The sequence below is a fragment of the Comamonas squillarum genome, from assembly GCF_025309455.1.
GTDB classification, from domain to species: domain Bacteria; phylum Pseudomonadota; class Gammaproteobacteria; order Burkholderiales; family Burkholderiaceae_C; genus Comamonas; species Comamonas squillarum.
The window spans coordinates 1877563-1899654 of record NZ_CP104377.1 but is presented as its reverse complement, the minus strand read 5'-3'; the positions used below and the strand labels follow the sequence as shown (position 1 = coordinate 1899654).

Annotated in this window: 16 protein-coding genes, 1 pseudogene and 1 riboswitch; of the genes and pseudogenes, 9 read left to right on the top strand and 8 right to left on the bottom strand. The window is 64.9% G+C overall.

Annotated elements, in window-relative coordinates:
• Positions 1–185 precede the first annotated feature (185 nt).
• Positions 186–307, top strand: a riboswitch (TPP riboswitch).
• A gap of 297 nt (positions 308–604) precedes the next feature.
• Positions 605–2539, top strand: a complete 1935-nt coding sequence (gene thiC, locus N4T19_RS08845; RefSeq protein WP_116925919.1) for a phosphomethylpyrimidine synthase ThiC — start codon at positions 605–607, stop codon at positions 2537–2539.
• A 139-nt stretch (positions 2540–2678) separates the two neighbouring features.
• Positions 2679–3344: a nitroreductase gene (locus N4T19_RS08840; RefSeq protein ID WP_116925920.1), complete on the top strand. Its 666-nt coding sequence runs from the start codon at positions 2679–2681 to the stop codon at positions 3342–3344.
• An 18-nt stretch (positions 3345–3362) separates the two neighbouring features.
• On the opposite strand, the gene N4T19_RS08835 is transcribed toward N4T19_RS08840, so the two are convergent.
• Entirely contained in the window at positions 3363–4046 is a 684-nt protein-coding gene (locus N4T19_RS08835; RefSeq protein WP_116925921.1) for a YitT family protein, read from the bottom strand.
• Between the two features lie 173 nt (positions 4047–4219).
• On the bottom strand, positions 4220–5437 hold the full coding sequence (locus tag N4T19_RS08830) for an ABC transporter substrate-binding protein (protein ID WP_182342865.1): 1218 nt from the start codon (positions 5435–5437) through the stop codon (positions 4220–4222).
• Between the two features lie 316 nt (positions 5438–5753).
• On the opposite strand from N4T19_RS08830, the gene N4T19_RS08825 reads away from it, so the two are divergent.
• Entirely contained in the window at positions 5754–8909 is a 3156-nt protein-coding gene (locus tag N4T19_RS08825; RefSeq protein WP_260719945.1) for an IPTL-CTERM sorting domain-containing protein, read from the top strand.
• A gap of 374 nt (positions 8910–9283) precedes the next feature.
• Here N4T19_RS08825 and N4T19_RS08820 read toward each other — a convergent pair whose 3' ends face one another.
• From N4T19_RS08820 to yjgA, 3 genes are all read right to left on the bottom strand, one after another.
• Positions 9284–10492: a multidrug effflux MFS transporter gene (locus N4T19_RS08820; protein WP_260719944.1), complete on the bottom strand. Its 1209-nt coding sequence runs from the start codon at positions 10490–10492 to the stop codon at positions 9284–9286.
• A gap of 298 nt (positions 10493–10790) precedes the next feature.
• Positions 10791–11387 carry a molybdopterin adenylyltransferase gene (mog, locus tag N4T19_RS08815; RefSeq protein WP_116925924.1) on the bottom strand — a complete coding sequence of 199 codons (597 nt, stop codon included), beginning with the start codon at positions 11385–11387 and terminating at the stop codon, positions 10791–10793.
• A gap of 22 nt (positions 11388–11409) precedes the next feature.
• Positions 11410–12096 (bottom strand): ribosome biogenesis factor YjgA, encoded by a 687-nt coding sequence (gene yjgA / locus N4T19_RS08810; protein WP_116925925.1) that lies wholly within the window; start codon positions 12094–12096, stop codon positions 11410–11412.
• 80 nt (positions 12097–12176) lie between these two features.
• On the opposite strand from yjgA, the gene pmbA reads away from it, so the two are divergent.
• Together pmbA and N4T19_RS08800 are read left to right on the top strand one after the other, a co-directional pair.
• Positions 12177–13577: a metalloprotease PmbA gene (gene pmbA / locus N4T19_RS08805; RefSeq protein ID WP_021028588.1), complete on the top strand. Its 1401-nt coding sequence runs from the start codon at positions 12177–12179 to the stop codon at positions 13575–13577.
• 121 nt (positions 13578–13698) lie between these two features.
• The gene (locus N4T19_RS08800; protein ID WP_260719942.1) at positions 13699–14406 is read left to right on the top strand and encodes a riboflavin synthase subunit alpha; all 708 of its coding nucleotides are present in this window, start codon (positions 13699–13701) and stop codon (positions 14404–14406) included.
• Between the two features lie 179 nt (positions 14407–14585).
• On the opposite strand, the pseudogene tam reads toward N4T19_RS08800, so the two are convergent.
• A pseudogene (tam, locus tag N4T19_RS08795) lies at positions 14586–15347 on the bottom strand (trans-aconitate 2-methyltransferase).
• A gap of 99 nt (positions 15348–15446) precedes the next feature.
• Between tam and N4T19_RS08790 the strand changes: the two are divergent.
• The 4 genes from N4T19_RS08790 to N4T19_RS08775 all read left to right on the top strand — a co-directional run bounded on the left by N4T19_RS08790 (position 15447) and on the right by N4T19_RS08775 (position 19588).
• Entirely contained in the window at positions 15447–16376 is a 930-nt protein-coding gene (locus N4T19_RS08790) for a LysR family transcriptional regulator (protein WP_260719941.1), read from the top strand.
• 1 nt (position 16377) lies between these two features.
• Positions 16378–17283: a LysR substrate-binding domain-containing protein gene (locus N4T19_RS08785; protein ID WP_260719939.1), complete on the top strand. Its 906-nt coding sequence runs from the start codon at positions 16378–16380 to the stop codon at positions 17281–17283.
• 98 nt (positions 17284–17381) lie between these two features.
• On the top strand, positions 17382–18569 hold the full coding sequence (locus N4T19_RS08780) for an alpha-hydroxy acid oxidase (protein ID WP_260719938.1): 1188 nt from the start codon (positions 17382–17384) through the stop codon (positions 18567–18569).
• Between the two features lie 35 nt (positions 18570–18604).
• Positions 18605–19588 carry a Bug family tripartite tricarboxylate transporter substrate binding protein gene (locus N4T19_RS08775; protein ID WP_409935167.1) on the top strand — a complete coding sequence of 328 codons (984 nt, stop codon included), beginning with the start codon at positions 18605–18607 and terminating at the stop codon, positions 19586–19588.
• A gap of 13 nt (positions 19589–19601) precedes the next feature.
• Here N4T19_RS08775 and N4T19_RS08770 read toward each other — a convergent pair whose 3' ends face one another.
• Both N4T19_RS08770 and N4T19_RS08765 read right to left on the bottom strand, forming a co-directional pair.
• Positions 19602–20885, bottom strand: coding sequence for an MFS transporter (locus tag N4T19_RS08770; RefSeq protein WP_116925930.1), 1284 nt, complete (start codon positions 20883–20885; stop codon positions 19602–19604).
• 140 nt (positions 20886–21025) lie between these two features.
• Positions 21026–22045 carry a PQQ-dependent sugar dehydrogenase gene (locus N4T19_RS08765; protein ID WP_260719936.1) on the bottom strand — a complete coding sequence of 340 codons (1020 nt, stop codon included), beginning with the start codon at positions 22043–22045 and terminating at the stop codon, positions 21026–21028.
• Between the last annotated feature and the right edge of the window lie 47 nt (positions 22046–22092).

Below are 22092 nucleotides of genomic sequence, written 5' to 3'. Positions count from 1 at the left end.
CAGGAACATTCATCGGAAGGTCTCCTTGTTCAAATAGACATGCGTGCAGTGCGGCTGCCAGGTGCGGCGCACCCGTGGGCTGCTGCGCCCCGATGGTTGCAGGCTGCTTGGCGCGCGCCTACTGGGGTAAGCACCAGCGCGGCGCAAAAACGCAGCTGTGCGCGCGGCGCGAAGCGGCTATACTGCTCGCAGCTCCGGGGTGTGCGAAAGCGCTGAGATGCGAAAGGCAGTTGCAAGACTGCTGATTAGCGAACCCGACGAACTTGATCCGGTTCATGCCGGCGGAAGAAGAGCGGGACCCTGAAAGCACAGCGGTGGAAGGCAGGCAGCGTTGCATGGCACGCGCCTGTGGCCACCGGCTACGCACACCCCAGGCGCCTCGCGCACTGGGGTTTTGTCTTTTTGGGGACGGCACCTGTCAGCGCGCAACAGGTGCCGCCATGGCCAGCCAACAGCGGCCACGGCGCAACGCACAGCACGGCCGGGCCGGGGTGTAGTCGATGGGCGTGTTGCGGCCAAGCAGCCATGCCTGGCGTGTTGGAACAGAAGAGGGCCGGCACGTCTCGGAGCGTTCGATGAAATCAACCGCTTTGAGGAGACTGCCATGAACGCCCCTGAGTCCCTGTTCATCCCCGCCACCGGTGATGCCCCCGATGCCGCCCGCTTTGGCGAACTGCTGGCCCAATCACGCCAGCCTTTTCCTGCGTCGACCAAGTCTTACCTGGCCGGTGCCATCCACCCGCAGCTACAGGTGCCGGTGCGCGATATTGCGCTGACCAACGGAGAGCAGGTCAGCGTCTACGACACCTCGGGCCCCTACACCGACCCGGCCGTGGCCATCGATGTGCGTCAGGGCCTGCCCGCGCTGCGCGCCGAATGGATCGCCGCGCGCGGCGACAGCCACTACTATGTGGGGCGCCAGCGTGTGGCGCTTGATGACGGCAGCAAGCGCGGCGAAGAAGACCTGCGCGTGGCCCAGCTGCGGGCCGAGGCCGCCGCGCTGCAGCGCCAGCCGCGCCGCGCCAAGAGCGGTGCCAATGTGACCCAGATGCACTATGCGCGCAAAGGCATCATCACCCCCGAGATGGAGTATGTGGCCCTGCGCGAGAACGGCCGCCGCGAATGGATGGCCGAGTACCAGCGCGATGCTGCGCGCGAGGCGCGCCTGGCGGGCAACAGCCTGGGCGCTGCGATCCCCAAGATCATCACGCCCGAATTTGTACGCGACGAGGTGGCGCGGGGCCGGGCCATCATTCCGGCCAATATCAACCACCCCGAGATCGAGCCGATGGCCATTGGCCGCAACTTCAAGGTCAAGATCAATGCCAATATCGGCAACTCGGCCGTGACCTCGAGCATCGAGGAAGAGGTCGAGAAGCTGGTCTGGGCGATCCGCTGGGGCGCGGACAATGTGATGGACCTGTCCACCGGCAAGAACATCCACACCACGCGCGACTGGATCGTGCGCAACTCGCCGGTGCCCATTGGCACGGTGCCGATCTACCAGGCGCTGGAGAAAGTGGGCGGTGTGGCCGAGGACCTGACCTGGGACATCTTCCGCGACACCCTGGTGGAGCAGGCCGAGCAGGGCGTGGACTATTTCACGATCCATGCCGGCGTGCGCCTGGCCTATATCCACCTGACGGCCCAGCGCCGCACCGGCATCGTCTCGCGCGGAGGCTCCATCATGGCCAAGTGGTGCATGGCCCACCACCGCGAGAGCTTCCTCTACGAACATTTCGAAGATATCTGCGACATCATGAAGCAGTACGACGTGAGCTTCTCGCTGGGCGATGGCCTGCGCCCGGGCTGCGCCTCGGACGCGAATGACGAGGCCCAGTTTGCCGAGCTGGCCACCTTGGGTGAGCTGACCCAGCTGGCCTGGAAGCACGATGTGCAGACCATGATCGAAGGCCCGGGCCATGTGCCCATGCACATGATCCAGGCGAACATGACCGAGCAGCTCAAGCACTGCCACGAGGCGCCGTTCTACACCCTGGGCCCGCTGACCATCGACATCGCGCCGGGCTATGACCATATCGCCAGCGCCATCGGTGCGGCGATGATCGGCTGGTTTGGCACCGCCATGCTCTGCTATGTGACGCCCAAGGAGCACCTGGGCCTGCCCGACCGCGATGACGTCAAGCAGGGCATCATTGCCTACAAGATTGCCGCGCACGCAGCCGATGTGGCCAAGGGCCACCCGGGGGCCCGGGCGCGTGACGATGCACTCAGCCAGGCGCGCTTTGACTTCCGCTGGGAGGACCAGTTCAACCTGGGGCTGGATCCGGACACGGCCCGCGCCTTCCATGACGAAACCCTGCCCAAGGACAGTGCCAAGGTGGCGCATTTCTGCTCGATGTGCGGGCCCAAGTTCTGCTCGATGAAGATCACCCAGGAGGTGCGCGAGTTTGCCAAGAACCAGGGCGTGGCCGAAGAGCAGGGCATTGCCGTGGGCATGCAGGCCAAGGCGGCGGAGTTCAACCGGGCGGGGGGCGATTTCTACATCCCGATCGCCAGCGACACGACGGCCAGGTAAGTACGCGGCGGGCGTTGACCCCATGCGGCCACCACCCGGTGGCCGCATTGGCGCCTCGGTGTCAGCAACATTTGCTGCGCTGCACTAAACTGCGGACTGCCATCTGCCAGCCTCTTTCAACGCCAGAAAGCCCTTTGCCATGAACGTCACGCAAGCCATGCAAGAGCGCCGCTCGGTGCGCGCCTTTTTGCCCAAAGCTCCCTCTGCCCAAGCCGTGCATAGCCTGATCGCCGATGCGGCCCAGGCGGCATCGGGCGGCAACCTGCAGCCCTGGCGGGTGGTGGCGCTGGCGGGCCATGCGCTGCATGAACTGACCGATGCCATTGCAGATGCGCAGCCGCTGCCCGAAGGCGGCAACAACTACACCTACCCGCCCAATCTCTGGGAGCCGTATCGCACGCGCCGCTTCAAGAACGGTGAGGACCTGTACAAGACCATCGACATTCCGCGCGAGGACAAGGCCGCGCGCCTGGAGCAGCTGGCCAAAAACGGCCGCTTCTTTGGCGCCCCGGTGGGCCTGCTGGTATTTGCCGACGAGCGCATGGGTTATGCGCAGTGGGTGGACCTGGGCATTTACCTGCAGTCCCTCATGCTGCTGGCCACCGAGCGCGGCCTGGCCACCTGTGCCCAGGGCTACTGGCGCCGCTATGGCGACACAGTGGAGCGGGTGCTCAAGGCGCCAGAGCCTTACCGCGTGGCCTATGGCATTGCGCTGGGCTATGAAGACCTGACGGCGCCGATCAACAGCCTGCGTGCCGACCGCGCACCCTTTGGCGACTGGGCGCAGATGCGCGGGTTTGACTAAAGCGGCTCAACGGCCGAATCAGACCGCGATATAGCGGTCCTTGCGGTGGTTCATCGCGACGATCAGGTTCAGGATCACGGCGCCTGCAATCGACCAGGCGACCGACACGGCCGGAACCAGCCACAGCGCGAACGCCACGATGAGGCAGTCCAGGCCCATCTGCACCTTGCCGGCCGACCAGCCATGGCGCTCCTGCAGGTAGAGCACCAGAATGCCAAAGCCGCCCAGGCTGACCCGGTGGCGGAACAGAATCAAAAAGCCTGTGCCCAGCAGCACACCGCCAAGGATGCCAGCCAGCGGCTGGGACACATAGGAGATGGCCAATAGCGCTGGCAGCAGCTCGGTGAGCCAGGACGTGGCCACTACCGCGATAAAGGTCTTGACCACAAAGGCAGTGCCCATGCGCTTGGCAGCCAGCCAGTAGAACGGCAAATTCAGGCAGAAGAACAGCAGGCCCAGATCGGTGCCGGTGGCGTAGTGCCCCAGCAGCGCAATGCCGGCAATGCCGCCGGTCAGCAGCCCCGCGCTCTTGTACAGCACCAAGGCGGTGGAGATCAGCAAGATGCCGACCGCCATCGCAATGCCATCCTCCAGCCAGGAATGGCCGGATGAGCCGGTCTTGAGCGCCCAGCGGAATTTGTCGGAGGTCAGTTGGCTCACGCGCGCAAAGCCTGCGCTGGCAAAGAGGCGGTATCGGGTCATGGGAAAAGGGCAAGCAAGAGTCCTGCCAGCTTGGGGCGCAGCGCATGCCCCCATTCTGACCAGGCGCAAGCAAAGGGTGAGATAGCCCTCAAATATAGGGTTAACCCTTATCCCTCAAACCCTGCCAAGGATTGGCGCAGCCCGCCTGCAGGCTGCTTTCCCAGTTCAGTCGCTTACTTCCAGATCGGGCACTGGGCCTCTTGCTTGCTGGCAAACAGCGTCTCGCCCGGCAGCGCCTTGATCAGCTTGAACGAATCATGCTTGCCCTTGGACTCCTCAGGCGTCTTGACCTGCAGCAGGTACATGTCGTGCACATAGCGGCCATTGGGCTCGATCTTGCCCTTGCCGAACATGTCGTTGAGCGGCATCGATTTGAGCGTCTGCATCACCTTGTCCGCGTCCAGGCTCTGCGCCTTTTCCACGGCCTTGAAGTAGCTCATCGCCGAGGAGTAGTCGGAGGCCTGCAGCGAGGTGGGCATTTTCTTGGTGCGGGCGTAGTAGCGGTCGGTCCAGGCGCGGGCCTCGGGCGAGCGGTCCCAGTACCAGCTGTCGGTGAACATCAGACCACCGGCGAGCTTGAGGCCCAGGCTCTCGACCTCGTTGGCAAACACCATCAGCGCCACGGGCTTCATCTTGGGGGTGATGCCAAACTCGCGCGCGGCCTTGAGCGCGTTCATGAAGTCTCCACCGGCATTGGCAAAGCCCAGGATCTCGGCCTTGCTGGCCTGCACCTGCACCAGGTAGGACGAAAAATCGTTCGCATGAAAAGGCGCGCGCACCGATTTGACGATCTGGCCGCCCTGGGCCTGCACCACCTGCGTCACATCGGCTTCCAGGGTGTGGCCAAAGGTGTAGTCGGCTACCAAGAGCGCCCAGGTCTTGGCGCCTTGCTCGGACACTGCACGGCCCGTGCCGCGCGCAATGGCCGTGGTGTCGCTGTTGTAGTGCACCCAGTACGGCGAGCACTGGCTGCCCGTCAGGTTGGAGGAGTAGGCGCCATTGATCAGCAGCACGCGTTTTTTCTCATTGGCCACCTGGCCCATCGCCAGCGCCGTCGCCGTATTGGTGCCGGCAATCAGCAGCTGGACATCCTGGGTGTCGACCCATTCGCGCGATTTGGTCGAGGCGATATCAGCCTTGTTCTGGTGGTCGGCCGACAAGAGCTCAATCGGGCGGCCCAGCAGCTTGCCGCCAAAGTCTTCAATGGCCATCTGGATGGCGGTTGCGCCGCCTTTGCCATCGCCGTCCGAATACTGGCTGGACATATCCGTCAGGAAACCCAGGCGCACCGGCGCTGGGGCCTGTGCCTGGGCCGTTCCGGTGATCGCGCAGCAGGCGAGGGCACAGGCGCTGAGCGTGGGCCGAAAGCGCAGGGAGGTTGGGGTGGGCATATGAGACTCCTTTGTTATGGGTTGCTTTGGTTTTGCAACACCCATGCTAAGAGCAGATGCCAGATGGCGACAGGGTGAAAACGGGCGCAGCCCAGCGCGTTTGTCACCCACGTTACCGGCCCGCCCGACCAGGTAGATATTTGAGAGTTAGATAAATACAAATGCATACCAAATAACACATAGATATTTTTGTCCGCAGGGCATGCTGGCTTGAGAGTGGGGTGTCAAATTTTTTTCATCAGGATGTCACCCGCCGTTGCAACACTTCCGCCTTTCTTTTGGGATCCCTATGCGACGCTTACCCCTTGTGGCCGCCATGGCCTCTTTGCTCATCCTCACCACACAAACCACGACAGCGGCAGACCTGGCCTTGCAGACCCCCGCTGGCCAGGCGCTGGAGGCCAAGCTGGCCTCTGCTGACCCGCAAGGCCAGGTCTATGCCTCGCATGTGTTCAACGACCCGGCAGCGACCAAGCTGCCTGATGGCTGGCGCACCGCAAGCTGGAACAAGGGCACGGTGACTATCGATGCCAGCACCGGCCATCTTCTGATCAACGGCAAGGCCGATAGCACCGCGATGACGGCCGTGCTCTTGCCAGTAGCGCTGGAAAATCTATCCAACTACCGCGTGGATGTGGAGTTCAGCTTCGAGCAGCCCAACAATACCGCTCGCTGGGGTAGCGTGATGTACCGCACCTCGCCCGCTGCCAATACCCCAGCCCACGAGCCTTACTACCAGTTCGCGATTCGCCAGGCGGCTACGGCCAATAACGGCACCGAGTTTGCATTCCGCAAGGCCGGCGCCTGGTCGGTGCAGGGCACCAAGCCGTTCACCGAGGCGATCAGCGCCGCGAAGACCTACACCGCCAGCGTGGTGGTCCATGGCAACCGGGTGCGCCAGTACCTCGATGGCGCCTTGCAGCACGACACCATGCTGAGCGCCGACCTGGCCAAGGGCGGCATCGGCATGCAGACGGCCGGCCTCATCATGCGTGTCAAAAGCATCAAGGTGACCGAGCAGATCACGCCGCTGCCTGAGTTCGATATGCCCGTGGCCGTGCAGGACGCCGGCAGCGCAGCGGCAATGGCACCCACCCTGGTACAGGCAGCCCAAGGCGTGCAATCGCTGGCTGGCACCGGCGCCAGCCATGCGCTGTGGACGCTGGACAGCAGCCTCAATCTGCTTGATGCCAGCGGTGCCAACGTCGGCACGCTGGCGGCCTACTTTGCCCAGTCCAACCGCAACACCATTGCGCTGTTGCGCATCCAGGATGCAGCGACCCTGAACGCGCTGGTGACCTTCTCCGACCAGGTGCACAATCTCGCCGACCTGACCTTGCTGTCCAGCGATGTGGCATTGCTCAAGCAGGCCCGTGTGGCGCTGCCCAAACTGCGCACGGCGGTGGATTTCAGCGAGCACAAGCTGACCACGTCCAAGGCCGATCTGTTGACCATCGTGGGCGAGACCAACCGGGCGGGCGCCAAGATCGCGATCCTGCCCGAGGGCCTGACAACCCGCGCGTTTGTCGCCCATCTGCAGCGCCTGCTGATCACGGTGTGGAGCAATGCCGAGGCCGCAACCCCCGAGCAAGCAGCGAAGGTGCTGGTCAGCGGTGTCAACGGCGTCGTCTCTGCCAACAGCGCCGCCTACGCCGATGTGCTGCGCAAGCTGCCCACCAACACCTTGCTGCGCAAGCCGCTGGTCATCGGCCACCGTGGCATGCCTAGCCGCGAGGACGAAAACACGCTGGAAAGCGCCAAGGCGGCAGTGGCTGCCGGTGCCGATGCCGTGGAAAACGACATCTACATCACCACCGACGACCACCTGGTCATCATGCATGACGACACCGTCAATCGCACCACCAATGGCACGGGCAATGTGGAGGACATGAGCCTCGCGCAGGTCAAGGCGCTGGCCACCAAGACCAAGGGCTACCAGGTGCCCACGATGCGTGAGTACTTCCAGGCGTTCAAGGACAAGCCCATCACCCATGTGATCGAGCTCAAGAGCAGCAACCCGCGCATCATTGCCCAGCTCAAGAAGGAAATGGCCGAAGAGGGGGTGGCCGACCAGTCGGTTGCGATCTCCTTCATTGCCGACCAGCTCAAGCGCAGCGGCGAGCAAATGCCCGAGCTGACCGGCGGCTTCCTCAACAGCATTGCCGACAGCGCAGATGTCCCCGCCAGCGTGCGCAATGTGCTTGAGGCCACCCAGGCCAACTCCTCGACCTTCAACCCCAGCTACACCGCCATTCGTCAAAGCACGATGGAAGCGGCCAAGCACCGGGGCGTGACCTTCTGGCCATGGACCGTGAATACGGCCACTGACTTCTACAAGTACTACAGCTGGGGCACCAACGGCATCACCACCGACCACGCCTACCTGGCCAGCAACTTCCCGGTCGAGATCGCTGCCAAGCCGCAAACGGCCGCACTGGCCTTGAACGAGCCGCTGAGCCTGGGTGTGACACTGACCACCCAACTGCGTGCGCAAAGCGATGCTACCGCCACCGAGCTGGTGTACCTGGGTGGTACCGCTACGGCAGTGCCCGATGGCAAAGGAGGCCTCAGCTTCAGCAGCGCAGGCACGGCCATCGTCATGCCCGGCTATCGCTACCAGATGGATGCCACCTACAGCTATGTGATCATGGGCCAGCCGCTGAGCCTGGTGGTGGGCGATGGCAGCGATGGCGTGGTGGGCACACCCAATGCACCTGCTGCCGGTAATGTGAGCTGCAGCAGCGCAGTGCCCGGCCAGACCAGCACCTGCGCCGTGGTGCCCCAACCGGGCTACCAGCTGGTGGGCCTGGCGGCAGACAGCACCTGCCCGGCTGGCCAATGGAATGCCGACCAAACGGCCTACACCACCGGCACGATTGCAGCGCAGTGCCAAGTGCGTTTTGACTTTGCGGCCAAGCCCGCCAGCGCATCCCTGACCCCCATCGGCAAGGACGGCGAGATGCAAGCCACCGTGCAAGGCGGCGGCACGGGCCTGTGGGCTTTTGATGCCGCGCAAGCGGTTGCCGTAAGCCCGGCAGCGGCCGCGCCCAGTGGCCTGAGCTTTCCGTTTGGCGTCGTAAGCCTACAGCTGACCGGCGGCCAGCCAGGCCAGAGCGCCACGGTGGAGATGACCTACCCGCAGGCGCTGCCGGCCAAAGCCAAGTACTACAAGTTTGGCAAGACCGCCGACAACAACCAGGACCACTGGTATGCCTACCCCAACGCCACGATCAGCGGCAACAAGGTCGTCCTGACTCTCACCGACGGCCAGACCGGCGATGACGACCTGCTGGCCAATGGCGTCATCCGCGATCCGGGTGGTGTGGCCGTGCTCGCCGATGACCCAGGCAACCCTGGCACCCCTGGCGCTACCGCCACCCCCGTGCCTACCCTGGGCCATGCAGCGCTGGCGCTGCTGTCAGGTGGCATGGGCTTGCTGGCCTGGCGCCGCAAGCGCAAGGCGCGGCTCTGATAGCGAGTCTTTGATGGGTAGTTGACCGCCAGTGGCGCCTTCGGGTGCCCTGGCGGTTTTTTTTCTATTTCTGGCTGCGGATGGCGCACCATGGGCGCAGTCAGGTGTTTCGAGGACATTAGATTTTGGCTAGCTATATACATGCGCTTGCGCTGATGCTGCCATTCCTTCACAGCGATGTGAAGCGGATGTTTTGGCCTACAGAAGACTAAATTCAGATAATCCTTCCGTTCCTCTTAAAAGGCGGAACTTGGCTATCTCTGCGGGACACTCAGCTGATCAAAACGTCAGTTGTAAGGGGCAGGGTGCACAGCGTCCTCAAGCCCTCAAGCCCTCAAGCCCTCAAGCCCTCAAGCCCTCAAGCCCTCAAGCCCTCAAGCCACCTGCCCCAGCCCCCGTGCATCCGGCATGCGCGATGCCCAGGCAAACACCGCCATCCCCAGCAGCACCGTCACCGCCAGGCCCAGCGCCAGCAACAGGCCGCTGTGAAAGAGCTGCGGCGCCACCAGGCCCGAGATGATGGTGAAGACCATCATCTGGCTAAAGCCCTGCAAGGACGAGGCCAGGCCGCGCATCTGGGGGAAATGGCCCATGGCTTCCAAGGTCAGGATGGGCATCAGCTGCGAGATGCCAAAGGTGTAGAGCGTGATCGGCAGGACGGCCCAGGGGACGCTGGGCTGTTGCGTCAGGCTGTTGTAGAGCAGGTTGCTGGCGCAGGCGATGAGCAGGCAGGCATAGCCGATGCGCTTTTGCACGGCAGCTGGGATGCGGCGGGCAAAGAGGCTGGAGACGGCCGAGCCCAGCATGGTGCCGGCGATCAGCGGGATGAACAGCCAGCCCAGCGCAGTTTCGTCCTTGCCCAGGATGGTCATCACAAACTCGGCAGCGGAGCTGATGTAGATGGAGTTGGCGCCGGCCATCAGCGCCAGGCCAATGAGCATGGTGCGGAATTTGCGGTTGCGCAGCGCCTGCAGGTAGTTGCCGGCGATAACGCGCAGCTTCAAAGGCGTGCGGCGCTCGGGCGGCAGCGTCTCGGGCAGCTGGCGCCAGATCAGCAGTGCCAGCAGCGCGCCAAAGCCCGAGAGGAAATAGAAGCTGTAGCGCCAGCCACCATGGCTTTGCAGCCAGCCGCCCAGCACGGGCGCCAGCGCAGGGGCCAGGCCAAACACCATCATCACCAGCGCCATCATGCGCTGCGCCTCTGCTCCCTGGTGCTGGTCCTGCACCATGGCGCGCACGATGACCATGCCCGAGCCGGCGCACAGGCCCTGCACCAGGCGCATCAGCACCAGCGATTCGATCGAGCCGGCAAAGGCCGCTGCCAGCGAGGTGATGCAATAGCCGATAGCGGAGACCATCAGCACGCGGCGGCGGCCAAAGGTGTCGCTGAGCGTGCCGTAGAACAGCATGGTGCTGGCCATCGCAAAGACGTAGACGCTCAGCGTCTGCTGCACCGCTATCGGCGTGGCGCCAAATTCCTGCCCGATGGCATGGAAAGAGGGCAGGTAGGTATCGATGCCCAGCGGACCAATCATGGTGCACAAGGCAAACAGCAAGGTGAGCGTAACGGGTGACTTTTGCATGGGGCGCTGGGCGCTGCCCTGGGCCGCAATCACAGCAAGCGCTGCCTGGCCGCGTGGGCCAAAGGCTTGGATGGAGGAAGAAGCGGGTGGAGGCTAAGGCGCCGAAATGAAGAACCACCGCCTCTCAGAAGAGGGGAGCGGCAAAGTGGCAAGCAAGCATTTAACCAAAAAATGCCGCTGCCTGTGCCAGCTGGCGGCGCCGCCGCAAAGAGCTGGGACATTGGCCGGCTGCAATGCAAAGAGCGCGAAACTGTGTACACATTTCGCGCTCTGGGCGGGTATCGGCGTTGTAGAGCGTTTAGCCCGCGCTGGGGCGCTCGGCGCCCTTGGGGCGAAATGCCTTGCAGACCGCTTCATCGGTCTGCAGATAGGGGCCGCCAATCAGGTCCACGCAGTAGGGCACGGCGGCAAAGATGCCGGGCACCTGCTGCTGGCCATCGGCGTCCTTGAGCCCCTCCAAGGTCTGGGCAATCGCCTTGGGCTGGCCGGGCAGGTTGATGACCAGGCTGCTGCCCCGGATGACGGCCACCTGGCGCGACAAAATCGCGGTGGGCACAAACTGCAGGCTGATCTGGCGCATTTGCTCGCCAAAGCCGGGCATCACCTTGTCGGCCACGGCCAGGGTCGCTTCGGGCGTCACATCGCGCGGCGCGGGGCCGGTGCCGCCGGTGGTCAGCACCAGCGCGCAGCCCGCGTCCACCAGCTCGATGAGGGTCTGGCTGATCAGTGCCTCTTCGTCGGCAATCAGGCGGGTCTCGTACTGCAGCGGGTTGCGCAGCGCGCGGCCCAGCCAGTCCTGCAGCGCAGGAAGGCCCTTGTCTTCGTAAACGCCGGTGCTGGCGCGGTCGCTGATGGAGACCAGGCCAATCTTGACGCTGTCGTAGGTGTTGCTCATGGCCTTATCCCTTGCGCTGCCATCAGGCCTGGTCATCGTCGTCATCGCCGTCTTCGGGCGCATCGGCGCTGCTGCGGCTGGCGCTGTGGGCGGCCATCACATGGTCGCGCACCAGCTGGAACAGCTCACGGTAGGCGCGGCCCTTGCGGGGCGCCTGGCCGGTCGATTCCTGCACATTGGCCTCATGGGCGCCGGGCATGTCCTTGCGGGCCTGGCGCACCAGCGAGCGCAGCTGCTGAATGTCGGTATCGGGAGCCTCGTTGATCCACTGGGCGACGGCATCGTCGCTGACGATCATGCGGTCGCGCCACTGCTCGGCCGCATGCAGCAGAGCCTTTTCCAGGCTGGAGCCTTCCTTTTGCTCGGACAGTGCGGCATTGATGGCGGCAACTTCGCTGTCTTCGAGCTTGCGCATCAGCTTGCCGATGTACTGCATCTGGCGGCGCTTGCCCTCGAAATTGGTGATGCGCTTGGCTTCGGCCAACGCGTTGGCCAGAATCTCGGGCAAATCCAGGCGCTTGAAGAGATCGCTGCGCAAGGTCAGCAGCTCTTTGCCCAGGTCTTGCAGCTCATCCATCTCCTTTTTCAGGTCGGATTTGCTCGACTCGGTCGTGCCTTTGAGCTCGGCCTTGAGTTCGATATCGAGCTCGCTGCCTTCGGCCACGAACTTGCCGCGAACGAAATAGCCTTTTTTGGGTTTGCGTGACATGGTTAAATGCTTTTGTTCAAAAGGCCATCGCCCGGCGCAGTGCCTGGGCGATGGCGGTTATCAGTATCATAGCGGGCAGTATGAATAAATCCGTATCCAGCTCTAACAGCCAAGGCGATGCCAAGGCTGAGTCCGGCTTCAGCTACAGCCGCGCATTTTTCAAAGATCTCGTCGAGCAGGCGCTCTCGCATGCCAAAAAACTGGGGGCCAGCGACGCCGGGGCCGACGCCTCCGAAGGCTCCGGTCTGTCGGTGAGTGTGCGCAAAGGCGAGCTGGAGACGGTGGAGCGCAACCGGGACAAATCACTGGGGGTGACGGTCTATCTGGGCAAACGCCGTGGCAACGCCAGCACGTCTGATTTCTCTGCCCAAGCAGTGCAGCGCACCGTGCAGGCGGCCTATGACATTGCACGCTTCACCGCCGAGGACCCTATCGCAGGTCTGCCCGACGCAGCCGACATTGTGCCAGCAGCCGAGCACCGTGCGCTCGAGCTATTCCATCCTTGGGCCATTGACAGCGAAGCGGCGGCCCAATTGGCGCTGCAGTGCGAGGCCGCAGCCTTTGCCACCGACAAGCGCATCACCAACAGCGAAGGCGCCGGTGTCTCGGCCCAGCAAAGTCATTTCTACAGCGCCCACACCAATGGTTTTGCCGGCGGCTATGCCAGCTCGCGCCACAGCCTGTCGGTCGCGCCGATTGCCGGCAAGGGTGCCGACATGCAGCGCGATGCCTGGTACAGCAGCATGCGCCGTGCGGGCGACCTGGCCGATCCGGCCGTCGTGGGCCGCTACGCTGCCGAACGGGCGCTGTCGCGCCTGGGCGCACGCAAGATTGCCACCACCGAATGCCCGGTGCTGTTCGATGCACCGCTGGCTGCCGGCCTCGTGGGCTCGCTGGTGCAGGCCATCAGCGGCGGCGCGCTCTACCGGCGCAGCTCCTTCTTGCTGCATTCGCTGGGCAAGAAGGTGTTCCCCAAGCACATCCAGCTGATCGAAGACCCGTTCATCATCGGCGGCAAGGGCAGCGCGCCTTATGACGACGAAGGCGTGCGCGTGGCCAAGCGCTCGGTGATCGAGGACGGCAAGGTGGCCGGTTATTTCCTGTCCACCTATTCGGCCCGCAAGCTGAGCATGCGCACCACCGGCAATGCCGGCGGTGCCCACAACCTGCATTTCTACTCGACCAAGACGCGCCCTTCGGACGACCTCAATGCCATGCTGCAAAAGCTGGGCACGGGCCTGTTTGTGATCGAGCTGATGGGCCAGGGCGTGAACCCGGTCACCGGCGACTACTCGCGCGGCGCCAGCGGCTTCTGGGTCGAAAACGGCCAGATCGCCTTCCCGGTCGAGGAGATCACGATTGCCGGCAACCTCAAGGACATGTTCAAGGGCATCGAGGCCGTGGGTGCCGACGAGTACAACGCCGGCTCCAAGACCTTGGGCAGCATCTTGGTCAACCGCATGAAGGTGGCAGGGTCCTGATCCCGCGCCTTTCAATAGCTTCCAGCCCGCTCAGAGCCATCCAATCCAGGGGCGGCGGGCGGGTTTTGTTTTTTTGAGTGAGCAGCTGGCCAAGGCTGGCCAGCGCCGTAAGGAGTGGGCTGTGTTTACCGGCATTATTCAGGCAGTGGCGCGCATCAGCGCGATCGACGACCAACCGGGGCTGCGGAGCTTTACCGTGGCCTTTCCCGAGGGCTTTTGTGAAGACCTGGCGATAGGAGCGAGTGTCTCGCACGACGGCGTGTGCCTCACGGTGACCGAGCTGCTGGACGCCAGCCATGCCCGCTTTGATGTGATGCAGCAAAGCCTGAACATCACCACCTTGGGCGCGCTGGAACTGGGCTCGCCGGTGAATGTGGAGCGCGCGGCCAAGGATGGCGCCGAGATTGGCGGCCACCCGCTGTCGGGCCATGTGGACTTTACCGGCACCTTGGTGCAGGTGCGCCAGTTCGACAACAACCATGTGATGCGGGTCGCAGTGCCCGAGGCCTTTCGCCGCTATGTATTCGCCAAGGGCTATATCGCCATCAATGGCGCCAGCCTGACTGTTGCCGAGGTCAACCGCCAGGAAGGCTGGTTCGAGGTCTGGCTCATCCCCGAGACCTTGCGCATGACCGTGTTTGGTGACAAGCGCGCCGGTGACCGCCTGAACATCGAGATCGAGCGCAGTACCCAGGTGGTGGTGGACACCGTGCGCGAGGCAGTGGACGAGAGCCTGGGCCAACTCAAGCCCCTGCTCGAAGCGCTGCTGCGCGAGAAAGGCCTGAGCCTGGAAGACCTGGTCACACCGCCGCAACTGCCCAAGGCTTGATGGCCAAGACGTGGACAGGGGTCCTCTGCATGACCCTCGCCCAATGGGATGGACGTGGATCGGGATGAGACGCAAGGCGTCTTTTGCAGTCGAGCCGTAGCTATTGACAAGGAAGACAACGCAGCGGATCGCCCGAGACCGCGTTCAGGCCACGGCAGGGAGTTGTGTGCAGAGGATCCCTAGCGGGTGGCGACGATAAAGATCCGGGGGAAGGGCAGCAGCACCGTGCCGCTGGGCAGCGCCGGGTAGGCCTGGCGGATGGCGGCCAGGTAGTCGGCCAGGTACTGCGTCTTCTCCTGTGCATCGAGCTGCGCCAAGAACGGCCGCAGCGCCGAGCCTTTGAACCATTCGACCACCGCCTCGTGGTTGGCCAGTGGGTGCATATAGGTGGTGCGCCAGGCATCGACCCGGCTGCACAGCGGCTGCAGCAGCGCGTAGTACCAGTCAAGGTTATGCCGATCAGGGTGACGCACCGCGCCGATGCGCGAAGCCCAGGGGCCTTGCGCGGCTACCTCCCGCGCCAGCACATGGGCGGGCTCTTGCAGATTGTCGGGTGTCTGCACCGCCAGGCTGCCGCCAGCGCGCAGTTGCTGCAGCAATTGCGGGTAGAGGCGATCATGGTCGGGCAGCCACTGCAGGCTGGCGTTGGCCAGAATCACATCCACGGCCGGTGCGGCCTGCCAGTTACCAATATCGGCCAGCGCAAACGGCGTCTGCGGCAGGCGCTCGCGTGCAGCGCGCAGCATGTCTTAGTCATTGTCCAGCCCCGTCACTGCCGCATCGGGGTAGCGCGCCTGCAGCACTTCGGTGGAGTTGCCAGGGCCGCAGCCCAGGTCGATGGCAGTCTGCACCTCGGTGTTCGGAATGGCGGCTACCAGATCGCGCACGGGGCGGGTGCGTTCGGCTTCAAACTGGCTGTACTGCTGGGCGGACCAGGTCATGGGGTTTCTCCTTGTGTGGTGCTGGGCACTGTAGTGCGCTTTACCCATGCTGACAAATACGCTATAAAAACCTTATCCATACTTTTGAGGTATTGCTGAATGGAGCTGAGACATTTGAAGGCCCTGGTCTGCATTGCCGAGTGTGGCAACCTGACCCGCGCTGCCCAGCAACTGGGTATGCAGCAGCCACCGCTGACGCGCCTGTTGCAGCACTTGGAGGCCGAGATGGGTACACCCTTGATGGAGCGGCTGCCCAGAGGCATGCGGCCCACCGCCGCCGGTCTGGCGCTGGTGCAGGAGGCGCGCATGGTGCTGGCCAGGGTGGAGGCCATGGCCGGCCTGGTGCAGGATGCCGCCCAGGGCGGGCGTGGCCATGTGGCCATTGGCTTTACCAGCTCGGCGGCGTTGCACCCCTTGGTGGCACAGGCGCTGCGGGCTTTCAGGGCGCAGTGGCCGCGCGTGAAGGTCACGTTGGAAGAGGCGGGATCGGGCGAGCTGCTGGACGGCCTGCTGGCACAACGCCTGCATGCGGCACTGGTGCGCTCGGCCTGGGAGGCGCAGCCCAGCCTCAGCAGCCGGCATCTGCTGAGCGAACCCATGGTGGTGGCCGGGCCCCTGGGACATGCGCTGATGCAGTCGCGCCGCCCCTTGCCGCTGGCGCAGCTGCGGGGCCAACCGCTGGTGCTGTACAAGCGGCCAGCGGGCCCGGGCCTGCACGATGGCATCGTCGCTGCCTGCGTGGGCGCGGGCTTTCATCCGCAGGTGGTGCAAGAGGCCCCGCGCCTGACTGCCACGTTGAGCCTGGTAGCCGCCGGCCTGGGCCTGAGCATCGTGCCAGCCTCCCTGCAGCACCTGCGCAGCGATGGGCTGGCCTACCGGCGGCTGAGTGCTGCGCCCGGCCTGGTGGCGCCGCTGATCCTGGTCAGCCAGCGCCGTCCCGAGGCGCAGGCCCGCGTGCTGCTGCAGCACCTGGGCGGCATTCTGGACCAGCAGCTGACGCTGCAGCGGCCGCGCAAGGGGGGCGCCTGACATGCAAAAACGCATCATGCCGTCGATGACGGCCCTGCAGTGCTTTGAGGCCGTGGCGCGCCACATGAGCTTTACCCTGGCGGCCCAGGATTTGTTCTTGACCCAGAGCGCCATCAGCAAGCAGATTGCGCAGCTGGAAGCCACCGTCTGCCAGGCGCTGTTCCACCGCTCGGCGCGCGGGCTGTCGCTCACCCCGGCCGGGCGCATGTACCTGGGCGAAGTGCGCAGCATCCTGAACCAGGTCGATGCCTCGGCCCGCTATGTGATGGGCTACGGCGAGGCGGACGAAACCCTGACGATTGCCGTGCAGCCCACCTTTGGCATCACCTGGCTGGTGCCGCGCCTGCGGCTGTTTCTGCAGGCCTACCCGCACATCCAGGTCGTCACCAAGGGCGATGCCCGGCCTTTTGACCTGATGCAGTCGCGCATCGACATCTCGCTGTTCTATGGCGAAGGCAGCCTGCCGGGCGCGGACTGCCACAGCCTGTTCGAGGCCGATGTGGCAGTGGTGTGCGCGCCGGAGATCCTGCCTGCCCAGGGCCTGGCCTCGCTCGCTGAGCTGGAGCAGTTACCCATGGTCCAGTGCTCGTTTCGGCCCGAGATCTGGCGCGACTGGTTTGCCTGCCAGGGCTTTGTGCCGGCCGATGCCTACCGGGGCCCGCGTTTTGACACCTTCTCGATGTGCCTGCAGGCCGCACAAGAGGGCATTGGCATGGCCATCATGCCGCGCATGTTTGCCGAGCAGGCGCTGGCCCAGGGCCGCCTGGTGCAGCCCTGGCCCTTTGTGCAGCCCAGCGATGGCGCCTACTATGTGGCGCACGCCAGCCACTGCGCGGCTTTGCCCAAGATCCGCCATTTTGTCGATTGGGTGCTGGCGCAGGCGCATGCCAGCGCGCCCTCTGCATGAAATTTTGGAATAGCCCGATCATTTAATTTCGTTTGCCCAGCAGCCCGGCCTTGCGAACAATGCGTGGTTCAACAAGAACAACGACGGAGACTGCGCACATGGCCGCGCTGCACCACTACCTCTCGATTGCCGACCTGGAGCGCGCTGCCCGCAAGCGCTTGCCCGCCTGTGTGCGCGGCTATGTCTGCGGCGGCACGGAAGACGGCGTCTCGCTGCAGCAAAGCCTGCAGGCTTTCTCGCGCCTGGGCTTTGTGCCGCGCGGCCTGCGCCATGTGGCCCAGCGCAGCACGGCCACCACCTTGTGGGGCCAGACTTATGCGATGCCGATGGGCTTTGCGCCCACCGGCTTTGCCGCCATCGTGATGAAGGACTGCGACGCGGCGCTGGCCAAGGTGGCGCAGGCGCAGGCGCTGCCCTTCATCATCAGCGGCGCATCAACCGTGCCCTTGGAGCAGCTGCAAAGTGCGCATGACCAGCGCTGCTGGTACCAGGCCTACCTGCCGGGCAATATGGCGCGCATCCTGCCGCTGCTGCAGCGCCTGGAACGTGCCCAAATCCCCGTCCTGGTGGTCACCATCGACACCTGCGTGGGCGCCAACCGCGAGAACTTGCAGCGCCTGCGCTTTACCGTGCCGTTTCGCCCCAGCTGGACCTTGTTGCTCGACGGACTGCGCCACCCGCGCTGGAGCTGCGATGTGTTCCTGCGCACGGTCCTGAGCCAGGGCGTGCCCCGCTTTGCCAACCTGGCCCATGAGGCAGGGCCGGCCATCACCGCCGACCCGCCCCATGGCTTTCGGGGCGAGCGCGACCAGCTCGACTGGGACTGCATAGACCAGATACGCGCAGCCTGGAAGGGCAAGCTGGTGCTCAAGGGTGTCATGCACCCGGAGGACGCCAGGCTCGCCGTGGCCCATGGCGCCGATGCGGTCATCGTCTCGACCCATGGCGGGCGCCAGCTCGATGCCTGCATCTCCCCCTTGCAGGCGCTGCCCGAGATTCGGCAGGCCGTGCCTGCCGGCTACCCGGTGTTCATCGACGGCGGCTTTCGCCGGGGCAGCGATGTGCTCAAGGCCATCGCGCTGGGCGCTGACCTGGTCTTTACCGGCCGGCCGCAGCTGTTTGGTGCGGCCGTGGCCGGCGAGGCGGGCATTGCGCACGCGGTGCAGCTGTTCCGCCAGGAGCTGATGACCAACCTGGCGCTGCTGGGTGTCAACCGCCCGCAGGAGCTGACAGCGGACTATTTGCGCATTCAGGGCGATTTTTCGCTGCCCCCCAGTCAGCGTTAAACGCGCTGCACCCATTTGCCATCAAGGAGACAAAAATGATGAAACCAAGCAAGGCCGTACTGGCCCTGGCCGCTGCATGGGCCGTGATGCCTGCAGCACATGCACAAACTGCTGGCTACCCCAGCAAGCCCGTCAAACTGGTCGTGGGCTATGCGCCCGGCGGCGCCACCGACATTGGCGCGCGGCTGATCGCCGATGCGCTGGGCAAGGACCTGGGCCAGTCCTTTATCGTCGAAAACCGCCCAGGCGCCAACAGCAATATCGGTGCCGAGTACGTGGTGCGCGCGCCAGCCGATGGCTATACCTTGTTTGTGGGATCCATCTCCACGGCGATCAACCAGGGCCTCTACACCAAGCTGGCCTTTGATGCCGGCAAGGACCTGGTACCGGTGGCCCAGCTCAATGTGGTGCCCAATATTCTGGCCGTGAGCGCCAAGCTGCCGGTCAACTCGGTGGCCGAGTACATCGCCTATGGCAAGCAGCACCCGGACAAGCTGACCTGCGCGTCGCCCGGCAGTGGCTCCTCGGCCCATCTGGGCTGCGAGCTGTTCAAGCTCAAGACGGGGACCAGCATCCTGCATGTGCCCTACCGGGGCAGCGGCCCGGCGGTGTCGGACCTGCTGGGCGGGCAGGTGGATTCGATGATGGACAACCTGCCACCGCTGCTCGCGCAGATCCGCGCCGGCAAGCTCAAGGGCCTGGCGGTGACGACTGCAGAGCGCGTGGGTTTCGCCTCGGATATCCCGACCGTCGCCGAGTCCGGCGTGCCCGGCTTTGAGGTCGCCGCCTGGTTTGGCGTGTTTGCGCCCGCCGGTACACCGGCCCAGGTGGTGGAGACCGTCAACAAGGCCATCAACCGCGCGCTGAATGCCAACCCCGATGTGCGGGCCAAGTACCAGAGCAATGGCTTTATGCTGCCGCCGGCGCCCAATTCCCCCGCCAGCTTTCAGCGCTTCTTTAACAGCGAGATCAAGCGCTGGGGCGATGTGGCGCAGGCCACCAAGCTGAAGATCGACTGAGGCCGATACAGCCTTAACGCGCGTTGGCTGCCAACCGCGTGGGCAGCAGCAGCGATACGCCAGCGGCCAGCACCAGCAGCATGGCTGCTGCGCCAAAGGCAATCCAGTGGGTGCCAAACTGCTCGTAGGCCCAGCCGCCCAGCCAGCTGCTGATCATCGCGCCAATCTGGTGGCCCAGGTAGGCGCAGCCGTAGAGCATGCCCACCAGCTTGATGCCGTAGAGGTCGCCCAAAATGGCCGAAGACGCGGCAATCGAGCCGGCCCAGACAATGCCGCCCAGGGCGGCCACGGCATAGAGCTGCCAGTGGTGGATGACGGCGACCAGCCCGACAAAGCCCAGGCCCCGCACCAGGTAGATGACGGCCAGGATGTAGCGGCGCGGCACCATATCCGACAGCTTGCCCAGACCCAAGGTGCTGAAGATGGCGACCAGGCCAATGAGGCCAATGCCGCCGGCGCTGCTCCCGGCATCAAAGCCATGGTCCATCAGCATGGGCACGCCATGCGTGCCCAGCAGGTTCATGCTGAAGCCGCAGGCAAACAGGCCCAGAAAGATCTGCCAGAAAGGCGCGGTGGCCACGGCCTGCGCAAAACCCAAGGTGGGCGCGGCGGGCTGGCCGGCCATCGCGCGCAGGCGCTCCTGGCGGGCAGCTTGTTCGGCCGGGGTCAGGTCGGTGTGCTCGGGCGCGTCATCGCGCACCACCCACAGCGCCATGGCGCTGACGATCAGCGCAAACACCAGCGCAAAGCCCAGCAGGGTGTGCTGCCAGCCCCAGCGCGCAATCGTGAAAGTGAAGACCGGCGTCATCACCGCAATACCGGCCATCGAGCCGGTGGACAGAAAGAACAGCGCCATGCCGCGCTGGCGCGTGAACCAGCTGCTGATCATTGGCGTGACCGCTACCGGGCTGGTGAAGGCCAGGCCCAGCGACAGCGCCACGCCATAGGACCAGAAAAACAGCCAGGCCGTGCGGGCGTTGACCGCCCAGATGCAGGACAGCACCACGATGACGGTGCCCAGCAGCAGCACCCGCCGCGTGCCCTGGCGCGCCACCAGCCAGCCTGCCAGCGGCATGCCCAGGCCATAGCACAGCATGCCAAAGGCAACGATGGATGACAGCAGGCTGCGGCTGAACCCCAGGTCCTGCGACAGCGGCACGATAAAGGGCCCGATCCCCATGCGCATGCCCACGGTGAGCAAGGTGAGCACCGTGGACGCGGCGACGATCACCCAGCCGAAATACAGGCCGGACGGTGGGGTGGGGCCTGGAGGCAGGGAGGTATTGAGCGCTGTCATGTCGCGGGGGCCGCGAGGCGCCCGTCAAGGGGCCTGCGCAACAAGGATGTAGTAGGGCCGATGATAGGCCGGGGCGCAACAGAGGCAAGCGGGGCGCGCGGCTGGATGTCGCGCTGGCGGCAGGCGGGCCAGCGCGCGGGTCAGCGCTGTGCGGCGGGGGCGCCTGCCGTATCGGGCAGCAGCATCAACAAAGTGCGGTTGTAGTCTTCCACCACCATCAGCTGGCCGGCATGGTTCAGTGCCAGGCCCGTGGGGCGGCCCAGGGGCCGGGTCTTGCCGTCGGCCGTCCAGTGGCCCAGCCATTCGATGGGCTTGCCGCCGGGTTTGCCGTCTTTCTGGCGCGCAAAGCCCACGACGCGGTGGCCTTGGGGCCCATGCCAGGCGGCCAGCAACTGGCCTTGGAAGGGGCTGGCCTGCGTGGTGGCCAGCAGGTGCAGCGGGGCGGTATGGGCGGGCCAGCGCATATGCGGCGCCTGGGTGGCGGCGCAGCGCGCGCGTTGCTCGTAGCCGCGCGCCGGGCGCTGAGCGCCTATGCAGTAAGGCCAGCCATAGTCGGCGCCTTCCAGCAGCTCGTTGAGCTCTTCGGGCGGCTCGTTCTTGTCGCGGTAGTCGATGTTGTTTTCGGCCTGCCACAGGCTGCCAGCAGCGGGGCCGTCGGGCAGGGTGGCCAGGGCCACGGAATTGCGCAGGCCCAGCGCAAAGGGTGCGAACTGCTGCACCGGCGCTTGTCCTTGCAGCGCAGGGCTGCGCAGAACCGCACGCCATACGGCGCCCCGAAACTGCATCGCCCCGCGCTCGGGGCAGGGATGGGGCAGGGCGCCTTGCGCGTCCTGGCAGCGGTCTGTGAGCGAGCCGATGTTGACGTAAAGGCTGCCATCAGGCCCGAACGTGATTTCCTTGAGCGGGTGGGCGCCGTCGTCGGGCAGCTGGTCCAGCACCTTTTGCGCCTGGATCGGTTGGCCGGCGGCCGGCACCGGCGTGCGCCAGATGCGGCCGGCCTCGCCGATGTAGATCTGGGCATCGGGCCCGCGTACCAGGGCGAGGGGCCGGTCGAGCTTGTCGGCGAGGACCTGGACCTGGGGGCGCTGTGTGGCGGCGGCCGAGGGCGCAGGCAGGCGCAGCTCCAGCAGCCGGCCCTGGCGCGGCATCCAGCTGCCCATGTCGATGATCTACAGGCGCCCGGGGCTGATCTCCAGCACCCGGCGCG